The 13370-nt window shown below is 66.3% G+C and carries 16 protein-coding genes; 4 read left to right on the top strand and 12 right to left on the bottom strand.

Annotated elements, in window-relative coordinates; all coding sequences use genetic code 11:
• Positions 1–28 precede the first annotated feature (28 nt).
• From MF134_RS17060 to atpD, 9 genes are read right to left on the bottom strand one after another with little or no spacing between them, the layout of a single operon-like run.
• On the bottom strand, positions 29–868 hold the full coding sequence (locus MF134_RS17060) for a F0F1 ATP synthase subunit gamma (protein WP_255340673.1): 840 nt from the start codon (positions 866–868) through the stop codon (positions 29–31).
• On the bottom strand, positions 865–2439 hold the full coding sequence (locus MF134_RS17055) for a F0F1 ATP synthase subunit alpha (RefSeq protein WP_255340672.1): 1575 nt from the start codon (positions 2437–2439) through the stop codon (positions 865–867). The genes MF134_RS17060 and MF134_RS17055 overlap by 4 nt, the downstream gene beginning before the upstream one ends.
• Entirely contained in the window at positions 2423–3166 is a 744-nt protein-coding gene (locus MF134_RS17050) for a F0F1 ATP synthase subunit delta (RefSeq protein WP_255340671.1), read from the bottom strand. Before MF134_RS17050 ends, MF134_RS17055 begins: the two co-directional genes overlap by 17 nt.
• 7 nt (positions 3167–3173) lie before the next feature.
• Positions 3174–3416: a F0F1 ATP synthase subunit C gene (locus tag MF134_RS17045; RefSeq protein WP_255340670.1), complete on the bottom strand. Its 243-nt coding sequence runs from the start codon at positions 3414–3416 to the stop codon at positions 3174–3176.
• A complete protein-coding gene (locus MF134_RS17040; RefSeq protein WP_255340669.1) occupies positions 3413–4120 on the bottom strand; it encodes a F0F1 ATP synthase subunit A in 708 nt (235 codons plus the stop codon). The genes MF134_RS17045 and MF134_RS17040 overlap by 4 nt, the downstream gene beginning before the upstream one ends.
• A complete protein-coding gene (locus tag MF134_RS17035) occupies positions 4117–4416 on the bottom strand; it encodes an N-ATPase subunit AtpR (protein ID WP_255340668.1) in 300 nt (99 codons plus the stop codon). Before MF134_RS17035 ends, MF134_RS17040 begins: the two co-directional genes overlap by 4 nt.
• Entirely contained in the window at positions 4413–4739 is a 327-nt protein-coding gene (locus MF134_RS17030; RefSeq protein ID WP_255340667.1) for an AtpZ/AtpI family protein, read from the bottom strand. The genes MF134_RS17035 and MF134_RS17030 overlap by 4 nt, the downstream gene beginning before the upstream one ends.
• Positions 4736–5167: a F0F1 ATP synthase subunit epsilon gene (locus tag MF134_RS17025; protein ID WP_255340666.1), complete on the bottom strand. Its 432-nt coding sequence runs from the start codon at positions 5165–5167 to the stop codon at positions 4736–4738. The genes MF134_RS17030 and MF134_RS17025 overlap by 4 nt, the downstream gene beginning before the upstream one ends.
• Complete coding sequence (gene atpD, locus MF134_RS17020; protein WP_255340665.1) at positions 5164–6642, bottom strand: F0F1 ATP synthase subunit beta; 1479 nt, start codon at positions 6640–6642, stop codon at positions 5164–5166. The genes MF134_RS17025 and atpD overlap by 4 nt, the downstream gene beginning before the upstream one ends.
• A gap of 281 nt (positions 6643–6923) precedes the next feature.
• Between atpD and MF134_RS17015 the strand changes: the two genes are divergently transcribed.
• Positions 6924–7280, top strand: coding sequence for a carboxymuconolactone decarboxylase family protein (locus tag MF134_RS17015; protein ID WP_255340664.1), 357 nt, complete (start codon positions 6924–6926; stop codon positions 7278–7280).
• 166 nt (positions 7281–7446) lie between these two features.
• Here the strand turns inward: MF134_RS17015 and MF134_RS17010 are convergent, their stop codons facing one another.
• The 3 genes from MF134_RS17010 to MF134_RS17000 all read right to left on the bottom strand — a co-directional run bounded on the left by MF134_RS17010 (position 7447) and on the right by MF134_RS17000 (position 10417).
• Positions 7447–7845, bottom strand: coding sequence for a hypothetical protein (locus MF134_RS17010; protein WP_255340663.1), 399 nt, complete (start codon positions 7843–7845; stop codon positions 7447–7449).
• Positions 7846–7901: 56 nt separating this feature from the next.
• Positions 7902–9731 (bottom strand): ATP-dependent zinc metalloprotease FtsH, encoded by a 1830-nt coding sequence (gene ftsH / locus MF134_RS17005; RefSeq protein ID WP_457590019.1) that lies wholly within the window; start codon positions 9729–9731, stop codon positions 7902–7904.
• 146 nt (positions 9732–9877) lie between these two features.
• A complete protein-coding gene (locus MF134_RS17000; protein ID WP_255340661.1) occupies positions 9878–10417 on the bottom strand; it encodes an Hsp20/alpha crystallin family protein in 540 nt (179 codons plus the stop codon).
• Between the two features lie 320 nt (positions 10418–10737).
• Between MF134_RS17000 and MF134_RS16995 the strand changes: the two genes are divergently transcribed.
• From MF134_RS16995 to MF134_RS16985, 3 genes are all read left to right on the top strand, one after another.
• Positions 10738–11721, top strand: a complete 984-nt coding sequence (locus MF134_RS16995) for a zinc-dependent alcohol dehydrogenase family protein (protein WP_255340660.1) — start codon at positions 10738–10740, stop codon at positions 11719–11721.
• Positions 11722–11979: 258 nt separating this feature from the next.
• Positions 11980–12270 (top strand): YARHG domain-containing protein, encoded by a 291-nt coding sequence (locus MF134_RS16990; RefSeq protein ID WP_457590014.1) that lies wholly within the window; start codon positions 11980–11982, stop codon positions 12268–12270.
• 93 nt (positions 12271–12363) lie between these two features.
• Positions 12364–13368 (top strand): MBL fold metallo-hydrolase, encoded by a 1005-nt coding sequence (locus MF134_RS16985; RefSeq protein ID WP_255340659.1) that lies wholly within the window; start codon positions 12364–12366, stop codon positions 13366–13368.
• The last annotated feature ends 2 nt before the right edge of the window (positions 13369–13370 follow it).

Here is a 13370-nt window from a genome sequence, read left to right as displayed (position 1 = left end):
AACCGGCCGGGACTGGAAGTCGGCCGTCTCAGCGGGCCGCCGCGGAACCTGCCGCGAGCTCGACGATCTCCGCGGTGATCGCCTCCTGACGCACGCGGCGGAAACTCGCCTCGAGATCGGCGAGGCGGCGGTCGATGTCGCGGCGGGCTGCGGCCATGGCGTTCATGCGCGCCTGATTCTCGGCGGCGAAGGCGTGAAGGGCAGCCCGCGTGAGGCGCGCCGTCAGGAATTCCGCCGTAATCTCGAAAACGAGTTCTTCGGGCGCCAGATTGACGAGGGGCGGCACCGCCTCCTGTTTCACGCTGAACGCCTTCCGATCGAGGGGCAAGAGCTGCCTGCGCCGGATCGTCAGTTCGCCCGAATTGGCGGCCTCGGCATAGACGGTCTCGACGCCGTGCACGGCGCCGCGGGCGATCCTCTCGTAAAGCGCGTCCACCACATCGCTTGCGAGCTTCGGGACACCGCCCGAATGGGAGGGCATCGACCTCTGCCAGCCGGGCATGATCCCGCGTTCCGCGGCGAGCGTCGCGCCGCGCGTTCCGATCAGGAACACCGGCTTGTCCTCGCCGGCGATCGCCGCAAGCACCTTTTCCGAGAACGCGCCGGCGAAGCCCTGTTCGCCGGCAAATACGACGAGCGCCGTCGCCCCCCGGGCGGCCGCGCCCTCTCCGGCGGCAGACGAGGGCATGAGGGCGAGCGCCCGGCCTAGCGCCTGTTCGATGATCGCCGAATAGGTATCGACGGCCGTCAGTTCCGCCCGCGCCTGCTGGATGCGCGCCCCGGCAATGCCGCGCATGGCGTTCACCACCCCGCCGAGCTGACGGATGCCATCGATCCGGGCGGATATCTCGGACAGCCGCTCGCTCATCCACGGACCTTCTTGGTGTCTGCGAATTCGCCGGCAAGGCCGCCGAGCCAATCCTCAAGCGCGGTGCGCCCCGCCTCGTCGAGTGCGCCCTCGTCCTCGATCCGCCGGACCACATCCGGCAACTCGCCCTTCATTCTCTCCCCGATTGCGGCGGCAAAGGCCGGGAAGGCCTCGAGGGGTACGGAATCGGCGAGGCCGCTCTGAACCGCCGTGACCAGCGCCACTTCTTCCGCCAGACGATAGGGCTGCGCGGGACGCTGGCTCAGTATCGCCCGGATGCGTGCGCCCCGCGCCAGGCGCGCTCGCACGCGGGCGTCGGAGAGGCCGCCGAAGCGCGTGAACATTTCGAGTTCGAGGAACTGCGCATAGTCGAGGCGCATGGTCGACGCCGCATCGCGCAACGCTCTGGCCTGCGTCTTGCCGCCGACACGACTGACGGAGGTGCCCACATCGACCGCCGGTTTCTGCCCTTCATTGAACAGCCTGGCGTCGAGCACGATCTGCCCGTCGGTGATCGAGATCAGGTTCGTCGGAATATAGGCCGAGAGATTGCCGGCATCGGTCTCTGCGATGGGAAGCGCCGTCAGCGAGCCGCCGCCGTTCTCCTTCGAGAGCATGGCGGCGCGCTCCAGAAGCCGGGCATGAACGTAGAAGACATCACCGGGATAGGCCTCGCGGCCCGGCGACTGGCGGGTCAGAAGTGCGATTTCGCGGTGGGTTGCGGCGTGCTTCGTCAGATCGTCGAGCACGATCAGCGCATGCTGGCCGCGATCGCGGAAGAACTCGGCGATCGTCATGCCGGCAAAGGGCGCGATCCATTGCAGGCCGGGCGCGTCGGAAGGGCCGGCAACGACGACGATCGTGCGCTCCGGCGCGCCATGGGTGTGAATGGCCTCGATGGCGCGACGGACATTGGCGCTCTTCTGGCCGATCGCGACATAGACCGAGATCATGTCGCTCGTCTTCTGGGCGATGATCGCATCGATCGCGAGCGTGCTCTTGCCCGTGGCGCGATCGCCGATGATCAGTTCGCGCTGACCGCGACCGAGGGCAAAGAGCGTGTCGAGGACGAGTGTCCCGGTCTCGACCGGCTGCGTGACGGCCTCACGGGCGATGATCTCCGGGGCCGGGCGCTCGATCGGCTCGCGATGGGCAGCAGCGATCTCGCCCTTGCCATCGAGCGGCCTTCCGAGAGGATCGACGATCCGGCCCAGAAGCCCCTCCCCCACCGGCACGCGCAGGACGTCGCCCGTTCCGGCGACCTGATCGCCCGCTTCAATGCCGGCGCCCATGTCGAGGAGCACGCAGCCGACGCTCTCCTCCTCCAGTACCTGGGCGAAGCCGAAGCGACCGTTGCCGAAATCGAGAAGCTCGTCGAGCCGCGCCTCGGCAAGACCGGAGACCATGGCGATGCCGTCGCCGACCTCTTCCACCCGGCCGATCTGCCGCGCCTTCGGCCCGATCACCGCGCCCGCGACCCGCTGTCTTGCCCCCTCCAGCCATTCGCCCGCGGGCGCCTGCGAGGTCGGTTCATCGCCGTGCTGGCTTCCCCTGTCAGGGATTTCGTTCATGGCCGAGTTCCCTGCGGATGGTTTCGAGATCGGCCCGCCAACTGTTCTCGACGGTCAGATGCTCGCCCTTCAGTTCGAGCCCCGCGATCAGGCTCGGATCGCTCTGAAATTCGATCGCGGGTTGCCGCCCCAGAATCTCGGCGAGACGGTCGCGGCATCGTGTCTGTTCCTGCTGATCCAGAGGCGCGGAACTGACAGCGGTGAAATGGGCGCCATTGGCTGCGATCGTCCGGCGTTCGGCCGAAGGCAGCGCTGCGACGGCCTTGAGAAGATCGTCGAGAAAAACCTCCATCGCCTTCGCGCCGTGGAGGCGCGCGAGAAGCCGTTGCGCGATCTCCACGGCAAGTCGCGCAGCTTCCGCTTGGAGCGCTGCCCGTTCGGCTCCGGCCTTGTGAGCGATCTCGGTCTCGGCGGCCGCGAGACGCTTCTCCGCCTCTGCCTTCGCTGCTTCGAGCATCTCCTGCCGCAGCGTCTCGGCCTCTCCTCGCGCCTTGCGAAGAAGCGCCTCGCGCTCCTCGGCAAAACCCGCCCGCGTCGCCGCGATGCCTTCGAGAGCTTCTTCAGCGTTCCGGTGCGCAGCCTCGGCTTCGGCCAGCATGTCCGCAGCGGCCTCCTTGCGCTCGGCGATCATCCGGCTGAGCGGTTTGAAGAAGAAGCGGCCGAGCAGCCAGATCAGGATCAGGACGTTGACGGTCTGAAACCCGAGCGTCCACCAGTCGATGGTCATCGAACGCTCAGACGAACGGGTTGGCGAAGAGGAGAAGCAACGCGACCACCAGACAATAGATCGCGGTCGTCTCGATCATGGCGAGGCCGACGAAGAGAGTGCGCGAGATGGTGGAAGCTGCTTCGGGCTGACGGGCGATGGCATCGAGCGCGGAGGCGACCGCGCGGCCCTCGGCAAGCGCCGGGCCGATGGCGCCGAAAGAGACGGCGAGCGCGGCGCCCAAAATGCTGGCGAAGGCAAGCCAGTTCATGGCGTTTTCCTTTCGGATGTCTGGAGATTTTCGGCGGCATGGGGCCGCCCTTCGGAAATGGTGCCGGCGATGAAGACGGCGGCAAGAACGGCGAAGATGTAGGCCTGGACCGCCCCGGTCAGCAGATCGAGGGCCATCAGCGGGATCGGCACGAAGAGGCCGGCCAGCGACAGGACGATGCCGATGACGAAGACCCCGCTCATCACGTTGCCGAAGAGGCGCACGACGAGCGACAGCGAGCGCGTGATGGTCTCGACGAGATTCAGCGGGATCATCAGGACGGTCGGCGCCGCAAAGCTCTTCAGGTATCCGAGCGGTCCGTTGGCTCGGATGCCGAAGAGGATGACGGCGAGGAAGACGAGCAGCGCCAGTGCCGCGTCGGTCTCGAGATGGGCCGTCGGCGGCTCGACGCCCGGCATCAGCGACGACCAGTTGGCAAGCAGAATGTAGATGAAGAGCGTCCCGATGAAGGCACGATAGGGTCCGGGCTCGGCCTGCATGATGTCGCGGATCTGCCCGTCGATGGTCTCCACCACCATTTCGAGCGCCGCCTGCAGCGTCGAGGGCTTCAGCGAAAGGCGCCGCGTCGCGAGGACGCTTCCAGCCAGGAGAAACGCCATCAGCGCCCATGTAACGACCACGGGCGCGCTGATCGAAACGGGTCCGAAGGTGAAGAGCGGCTCGGTGGTCAGCGGCGCGGTCATGGCGCGGCCCTTTCCACCCGGCGCATGACCACCGAGCGGCCGATCAGCACGCCGAACGCCAGGGCAAGCAGCGGCAGCGCCCCGAACAGGCTCGCCGCGACGAGACTGCCCGCAAGCCCGAGAAAGCGCAGAACGGCGAGGCCGGCCGCGCGTTTCGGGCGATCGCCGGTCGCGAGCGCCTGAGCCTGCCGCCATAGCGCCCCGAAATGCCGGACGCCCAGGAGGACGCCGCTCAGGAGACAGAAGGGCAGGGCCAGAACCAGCGGCCAGGCTGGAAGCGCAAGGGAGAGATTCATGTCCGGTTCATCCATTTCCACGCCGACCACGCGCCGAGGCCGGTCCCGACCATTAGGAGCGCGCCGGCGAAGGTGAGGCGCGAGCCGAGAGCCTGATCCAGCCAGCGGCCGACAAACAGACCGATCAACATCGGCGTCACCACCATCCAGCCAAGAACGCCAATCTGCGCGAGGCGATGGGCGATGGCGGGCTCACCCTTCTCCGTCCACTGGCGATGACGCTCCGCCCGGATCTCCACAGACTCCGCCAGGCGATCCGCGGGTTTGGGGTGAGTGGGCTTGTCCTGCGAAGCGTTTCGGGGGCTCTCGTGCGTTTCGGTCATGGCTCCGCCCCGTTGGCGCCCGCTTGCGAGCCGAATTCGGAGCGAACATGACGCATGATCTGGCGGATTGCGGCCAGTTCCAGCCGGGTCGCCTCGACGCGCTCGCGGCGCTCGTTCTCGAGATCGGCTTCGAAGCGGGCAAGGACCGTTTCGTGAAGGGTGGCCAGATCATCGCCGAGGATCGCCTCGCGCGTGGCGATCTTGACCCGGGCCCCCTGCTCGACGCTCAGGACACCCTTGCGAATGGCGCAGTGATGGCGCTTGCCGTCCCGGCTCGTCCAACTCACCACAGACAGCGACAAAGCGGTCAGGAAATCCGCATGGCCGGGCAAGATGCCGAAGGAGCCCGAACCATCCTCCGCCCGGATCGCGGCGACGCCCTCCTCCTCCACGGCCACCGACAGCGGTGTGACGATCATCAGCTTCATGCCGCCGCGTCCTTCCTGCTCCCCGCGGCTTTCGATGCGGCGTCCTTCTGCGCAGCGTCGTCCAGCGTGCCGATCATATAGAGGGAGTCTTCCGCCCACCCATCGGCATCGCCGTCGAGAATGGCTTCCACCCCCTTCAGCGTGTCGGCACGACTCACGCTCTGCCCTGCCATGCCGGTAAAGGCTTCCGTCACGACGAAGGGCTGGCTGAAGAAGCGCTGCAGTCGGCGGGCGCGGCGCACGGTCAGCCGATCCTCCGGTCCCAGTTCCTCGACGCCCAGAAGCGCGATGATGTCCTGCAGTTCCTTGAACCGGGCGAGTGCCTGGCGGGCGCGCTCGGCGAGGCGATAGTGCTCGTCGCCGACGATGCCGGGATCAAGCAGCACCGAGGACGAGGCGAGTGGATCGACGGCCGGATAGAACCCCTCCGCCGCCAGCGCCCGGGACAAGATGATGACACTGTCCATATGGCTCGAAATCGCGGTCACGGCCGGGTCGGTGAAATCGTCGGCAGGCACGTAGACCGCCTGAATCGCCGTGACGGCGGCTCCCGAGGCGGAGGCGATCCGCTCCTCAAGAGCCGCCACCTCGCTGGCCAGCGTCGGCTGATAGCCGACCCGCGATGGCAGCCGGCCGAGAAGGCTCGAAATCTCCGCGCCCGCCTGGAGGAAGCGGAAGACGTTGTCCATCAGCAGGAGCACGTTCTGGTGCTTCTCGTCGCGAAAATGCTCGGCGATCGACAGGGCCGTCATCGGCACGCGCCAGCGCGCGCCCGGCGGCTCGTTCATCTGGCCGTAGACGAGGACGGTGCGCGGCAGGACGCCGGAACGGTCCATCTCGGTCAGGAGCTCATGGCCCTCGCGGGAACGCTCGCCGATCCCGGCGAAGACCGAGATGCCGCGATACTTCTCGACCATGGCGTGGATCAGTTCCATCACCAGCACGGTCTTGCCGACGCCCGCGCCGCCGAACATCGCGGCCTTGCCCCCTTGCGAGAGCGGCGCGAAGAAGTCGATCACCTTGATCCCGGTCTCGAACAGACCGCCGCCGGCGCCGGATTCGGACTGGATCAACGGTGGTGGGGGATTGTGAATGCCGCGCCGCGGTGTATCGGCCGAAAGCACCTCCCCCTTGTCGCGCACCGCGCCGCGCACGTCGAGAAGCCGTCCGAGCACGGCGTCGCCGACGGGCACCGTGACCGGCCGGCCTGTTGCGCGGGCCGCGACATGACGCTTCAGCCCCGCCGTCGCCTGCAGCGCCACCGCACGCACGGTCCGCGTGTCGAGATGGCTGTGAACCTCGAGCACCAGGGGCTCGCCGTTCGCGTGCCCATTCAGAACATCCCCGCTCGCGATGTCCTCCGCCTCGATCGTCAGCGCGCTGTCGATCGGCGGCAGTCGGTCCGTCGAAAAGCGCACATCGACCACCGCGCCTCTAACGGCAACGACTTCACCCGTTTCGAACTCTTCCGGCATCGCGACGCGACCCGGCCCCTTGCCCGACGAAAGGCAGGGACCGTCCCTGATGAGAGAATGCTGCGCTGCATTCTAATTCGGCCCACCAAGCCGACCTTGATCGGGATCAAGTCGCGCTCCGCTCGACAGGGCGATCGGCCCCAGACTCCCCGCAGACTTGATCCCGGTCAACGCCAAGCCTCCACCAAACGCGACAAAAGGCGGGTGCGCTCAGAACCGGACCCGCCGTCGGCTTCTGGCCCGCATTCATCTGTCGAACGACCTTTCAGCGAAAGAACCCGATGAGCACCTATTATCCCGATGTCACCAGGGACATCTCATCCCACACCCGCACCTTGCGGCGGGACATTCCCGATACGATGCATGCGTTCTCGACGCTCGGCTCGACCGCGACGGCCGCCGGCGCACTCGACAGGAAAACCAAGGAACTGATCGCGCTCGGCATCGCAATCGCAACGCGCTGCGACGGTTGCATCGGCTTCCATACGGACGCGCTGATCAAGCTTGGAGCGACCAAGACGGAATTCGAGGAAGCGCTCGGCGTGGCAGTCTATATGGGTGGTGGGCCGTCGCTCATGTATTCGGCCCATGCCATGGCTGCCTGGGAGCAGTTTGCCGAAGGCAAGGACCGAGACTGATCGACATGGGGGCAATCGGCGGGCGCCTCGGTTCGCAAGCCTGCGCCTGCCCCAGAAGCGCCAAGATCCTCGTGTCCTCGCCAGCGCCGACGAGTGATCCTTCGGGATCACTCTTCTCACGGCGCCGGTCGGGCGGCTCTCATAGCCCCGGTCGAACGACCCAGCACTATTTCTTCGGCGAAGCCTCGTCCTTTACAGGACTGACAGCCGGCAGCATCCAGACATCGTTGAGGTCTTCGGCGAGACGGCCCGTAGCCTGTTGCGTCACATTCGAGACCGTCTCGTTCACTCCGCCATAATGCCTGACGGCCGTCTCCAGCCAGTCGCGCTGCAATCGCTCGGCCGCCTCGAAGTCCCAACAGGCCATCAGCCCCTGAAGCGTCTTCCGGTCCTCGGTGAGCCGATGGGCCCAGAAGTCGAGCCCCGCCAGGAACAGGCTCGCTGCACCCTGGGCGAACCCGGCGGCAAGATGCATGGGAAGATGCCAGGCCTGATAGTCGATGAAGACCAGTTCGGATGGCTGCGGCAGATCGTCAAAGAATGCGGTGGTCGGAGACTTTGGCATGCTCGATATCCTCCTCAAGTTCTGCGCCCGAATGGCACGGAAGTCTTGCCTTGCACTCAGGCGGCCGTCACGGTCGTCCTGGGTCTTTCCTCGTTCCGGGATCCCGTATTGCCGCGCAGCGGTGGGAATTCCGCGGCGGTCAACGTCTCATGCCGCAACAGCATCTCGACCCCGGCCTCGAGATCGGCGCGCTTGCGGACAAGAATGGCTCTCGCCCGCTGTGCCGCCTCCTCGATCGTCTCGCGAACCGCGACGTCGATCTCCCGTCCGGTCTCGTCGGAAGCCTCGAAGGATTTGTCCGCGGGCGCGGCGAGAAAGGTCTGGACGGTACGGCTGTAGGTGCGCTGGCCGAGCGTTTCGCTCATGCCGTATTTGACGGCCATCTCGGTCGCGACGTCGGTGGCGCGCTGCAGGTCGTCGGCCGCTCCGGTCGACACGTCGCCGTCGAAAATCAGCGCCTCCGCCGCCCGGCCGCCCATCAGGACGGCGATGCGGTTCTTCAGTTCGCTCGTCGCGAGCAGGAAGCGATCCTCGGTCGGGCGCTGCATGGTGTACCCCAGAGCACCGACCCCGCGCGGAACGATCGAGACCTTCTCGACGGGATCGACCCCGGGAAGACCCGCCGCCACCAGCGCGTGGCCCATCTCGTGATAGGCGACGCGGCGCCTCTCAGCGGGCCCGAGGATACGGCTCTTCTTCTCGATGCCGGCGACGATGCGTTCGATTGCGGCCGTGAAATCGGCAAGCGTGACCGCATCGCCATCGCGGCGGGTCGCGGCGATGGCTGCCTCGTTGACCAGATTGGCGAGGTCTGCGCCGGTGAAGCCGGTGGTGAGACCCGCGACCGTTTCCAGTTGCACGGTCTCGTCGATGACGATCTTCTTGACATGAACCTTCAGGATCGCCAGCCGTCCGGCCTGGTCCGGCCGGTCGACGAGCACCTGCCGGTCGAACCGGCCGGCGCGCAGGAGAGCGGGATCGAGGATCTCCGGCCGGTTGGTGGCCGCCAGCAGGATGACGCCGACGGACGGGTCGAAACCGTCCAGTTCTGCAAGAAGCTGGTTCAGGGTCTGCTCCTTCTCGTCGAAGCCGCCGAGATTGCCGCCCGCCGCCCGGCTGCGCCCGAGCGCGTCGAGTTCATCGATGAAGATGATGGCGGGCGCCGCCTTACGTGCTTCGGCGAAAAGGTCGCGAACCCGCGCGGCCCCGACACCGACGAACATCTCCACGAACTCCGAGCCGGAGATCGAGAAGAACGGCACGCCGGCTTCGCCGGCCACGGCCCGCGCCAGCAACGTCTTGCCGGTGCCCGGCGGACCGACCAGCAGAATGCCCTTCGGCACGCGCGCGCCCAGTCGCCCATAGGTGCCGGAATCCTTCAGGAAGGCCACGACCTCGGCCAGTTCCGCCTTGGCGTCCTCGACACCGGCGACGTCGGAAAAGGTGACCTTCGTATCCTTCTCCACATAGACCTTGGCGCGCGACTTGCCGATCGACATCAGACCGCCACCGAGGCCCGGTCCGCTCGCCATGCGTCGAAAGGCGAAGGCCCAGATCATGTAGAAGACGAAGATCGGCAGCACCCAGGACAGGATTGTCGCTATGAAGCCGCCCGAGCCGATGCCCGTTGCCGTGACGTCGTGGGCCGCGAGCTTTTCGGCAATCGCCGGGTCGACACGAACCGTGACGAACTCCGACTTGCCGCTCGCCAGCGGGACCTTCAGCGTTCCCTGGATCCGGTCGTCTCCGACCGAAACCTCGGCGACCTTGTCCTGATCGAGGAGTTGTTCGAAACGGCTGTAGGGTATCGTCTCGACCTGCGAATAGGTCTGCCAGGCCCATTGCAGGGCCAGGATCGCCATCATCGCGGCGAAGACGTACCACATGGTCACGTCATGCTTGCGGTTGGAAGACGTATCCTCCGCCATCGCGCTATCCTCGATCCGGGGCAATCGGCCGCCGGGTTTCAGGTGTGGGGGTGCCGGACGTCATTGGGGCTGAAAGACGTCCGGCGGCCGATGCGACGTCCCGATCAGGCAGCCTTGATCGCGATCGTCTTTTCCTCGGCCTTTGCTTCTGGCGTCTTGGGCAGGGTGACCGTCAGAACGCCCTTGGCGAAATGCGCCGCGATCTTGTCCTGATCGACGCCCTTGGGCAGCGCGAAGGACCTGACGAAGGAGCCATAGCGCCGCTCGGACAGATAATAGTCCTTCTGCTTTTCCTCCTTCTCGGCCTTCTTCTCGCCCTTGATGGTCAGCGCGCCATTGGCGATCTTCACCTCGACATCCTTCTCGTCGAGGCCGGGGAGTTCGGCGGTGATCTCGTATTCGGTTTCCTTTTCCGCGACGTCGACCGCCGGGGAACCGGAGCCGAACATCATGTCCCGGGGAAAGCCGAAATCGAATTCGAAGCCGGGGCGCGAGAGGGCACCGCGCGAGCGACCGCCGAACATGTCGAACAGCCGGTCCATTTCGCCGCGCAGGCTCTCAAAGGGCGACCAGGCGCGCGGTCCGCTGGTTTCAGGCGCTTTGGTCTCGGTCTTCACCGGAAGCTGGGTGGTATTGTCGGCCATGATGCATCTCCTGTCCAAAATGGCCTGACGCGATCGTTTGACCCGATCGAAGCCACGTCAGGTCGGTTGATGTTTTGACGCGGGGCGATGGTTCGAAGGATCGCCCCAACGCCAGGACGACCCCATCAAGCCCCCGTTCGAAGCGACCCACTTTGATCGGGATCAAATCTCGCCCCGGATGGCCCAATTATTGTCCACACCCGGTTCCCTTCCGGCGTGTCTTGCCCGCAGGACCCCGCGTCTCCAGGGGACGAATCGCCCCGAAGTCGGTTCGACCGGGGAGACCCCATCCAGCCTGCTCGTTGCAAACGAGGTTCGACATGCATGCCATGGTGCTCCACGAGATCGGTCGGCCGCTGCAGTTCGAGGAGCGACCTGACCCCACACCCGGCCCCGGCGAAATTCTCGTCCGCATGGAAGCCTGCGCCGTCTGCCGCACTGATCTTCACGTGGTCGACGGCGATCTGCCCGATCCGAACCTGCCGATCGTGCCGGGCCACGAGATCGTCGGGATCGTCGAAGCGCTGGGCGAAGGCGTGTCGGCGCCGACGCTTGGAACCCGCGTCGGCGTGCCCTGGCTCGGCCACACCTGCGGGGCCTGCCCCTATTGCGTCGAAGGTCGCGAGAATCTCTGCGATCATCCCCTGTTCACCGGCTACACCCGCGACGGCGGTTTTGCGACCCATGTCGTGGCCGACGCCGCCTTTGCCTTCGCCATGCCGGATTTCGACGATCCGGTCGCCGCCGCGCCCCTGATGTGCGCCGGTCTGATCGGCTGGCGTTCGTTGAAGATGGCCGGCGACGCGAAGCGCATCGGCCTCTATGGTTTCGGGGCGGCCGCCCATATCATCGCCCAGGTCTGCGTCTGGCAGGAGCGCGAGGTTTTCGCCTTCACCCGTCCCGGCGACGAGGCCGCGCAACGCCACGCTCTTTCGCTCGGCTGCGCCTGGGCGGGCGGATCCGAGGAAGCGCCCCCCAAACCTCTGGACGCGACGATCCTGTTCGCCCCCGTCGGCGCGCTGGTGCCGGCTGCGCTGAAGGCCGTGCGCAAGGGCGGTCGGGTCGTCTGCGGCGGCATCCACATGAGCGACATCCCGCAATTTCCCTATCGCGATCTCTGGGAGGAGCGCTCGATCGTCTCGGTGGCGAACCTGACCCGCGAGGATGCAAGGGAATTCCTCGCCGTCGCTCCGCAGGCGGGGGTGAAGACGACGACCACGGTCTATCCCCTGAGTGCGGCCAATGCCGCGCTGGCCGACCTGCGCGCCGGGCGTTTCCAGGGAGCCGCCGTCCTGGTGCCCTGAGCCAAGCCATATCACTTGCCCGATATATCATATGCCTTGAGTATCGGGCGGCACTTCCGGACCTTTTCCCCGGCGCCGGACCTCGCGTCGAAGGCGCAAAGCGCGAGGGTGGTCCCGTCGTGAGATCGTTCGCCGTCTCACACCTTCGGCGATGACGGATCAGCAAGGTTGCAAGTTTCCGCAATTGATTTTCGTCAATCACCCGACCGCGGCCGCCGCTAGACTCCCGGGCTCCATGAACCCAGGGAGGTCTCAGCCATGATCGAGAAAAGAACGCGCATCCTTGGCCTTGGCGCAGCCGCAATGACGATGATCCTCGCCTTCGGCGGATCCGAAGCGATGGCGCAGCGCTACCGGTCGATGAGTTGTGGCGAACTCTGGTACGCCCGCAATGCGATCTATGCCGATGCGGGCTATTGCTTCGAATCCCGTCGCGCGATCCGGACGTTCGGGCGTGGTTGCTTCCCGCCCTATGGGAAGCTGCGGCCGGTCGAGCGACGCCAGGTCGAGGCGATCAAGCGCTGGGAACGGCGCAAGGGCTGTCGCTGACGGTGCTTGCGGCGCGAAGGCCGAGGTGCTTCGTTGTCGCTTGGGCAGCACGCGGCACTTCGAGTGCCATATCGCAAAGACGACGGGAGTGTGATGCGAAGCGCAGGTCCCGCCGTTCTTCTGGCGATGCTGACGATCCTGGCGCTTGCCGGGTGTCTGGCGACACGTGGAAGCGATGACCCCGAGAGCGGGGCATTTCCGCCGGCGCTTCGGCCGCTCGCATTGCCGCTGCACCATCTGGCGATCGCGACCGGCAATTATCTGAACACCGACCAGCGGCTGGACAGAAGGCTGTTTGACGGCAAGGCCCGGGTGGGGCGCGCAAAGTCGGACCTTCGCCTCACCTGGTACGGCCATGCGACCGCCCGGATAGAAATCGCAGGGCTCTCGATCCTGACCGATCCGGTCCTCGACACGCCGGTCGATCTGGCGAGCCCGCTGCCCCACGCCTTCCACAAACCGCTGCTTTCCGAGAGTTCCCTGCCGCGGATCGATGCGGTTCTGATTTCGCATGGCGACTACGATCACCTGCACATGCCGTCGCTGCGGGCGATCGCGCGGCGATTTCCGCAAGCCACGATCATCCTGCCCGAAGGCCTCGGCCATTACGGCCGGGATGCCGGCTTCACGCGCGTCGGTCCGCTCAAGCTCGGCCAGAATGCCATGCTCGGCAGCCTGACGGTGACAGCCCTTCCCGCCATCCATGCGACCAAGCGCAACCTTCTGGGCATCCCCGACGGCAAGGCCTTCTCCTGGGAGATCCGCTCGCGCGACCGACGGGTGCTCTTCATCGGCGATACCGGGTACGGATCGGTCTTTGCCGAGATCGGCCGCCAGCGCGGACCCTATGATCTCGTTCTCGTCCCGATCGGCGCCTCCGAGCCGGATTATCTGGTTCGCGAGGAGCATGCCAGCCCCGAAGAGGCGGTCCGCATCGCCGAGGATCTCAGGGCGCGCCATGCCATCGGCATTCACTGGGGCAGTTTCGCCTTGGCGCCGGAGACACGCTCCGGCCCTGCGCGCCGCTTCGTTGCCGCCGGCCGTGACCGCATCGAGGCCCTGGTTCTCCCACTCGGCCGACAGACTGCCATCGACTGACG

Source organism: Jiella marina, from assembly GCF_024359545.1.
Classification (GTDB): Bacteria; Pseudomonadota; Alphaproteobacteria; order Rhizobiales; family Rhizobiaceae; genus Jiella.
The sequence above is the reverse complement of the archived record's forward strand: the minus strand, read 5'-3'. Positions and strand labels throughout refer to the sequence as shown.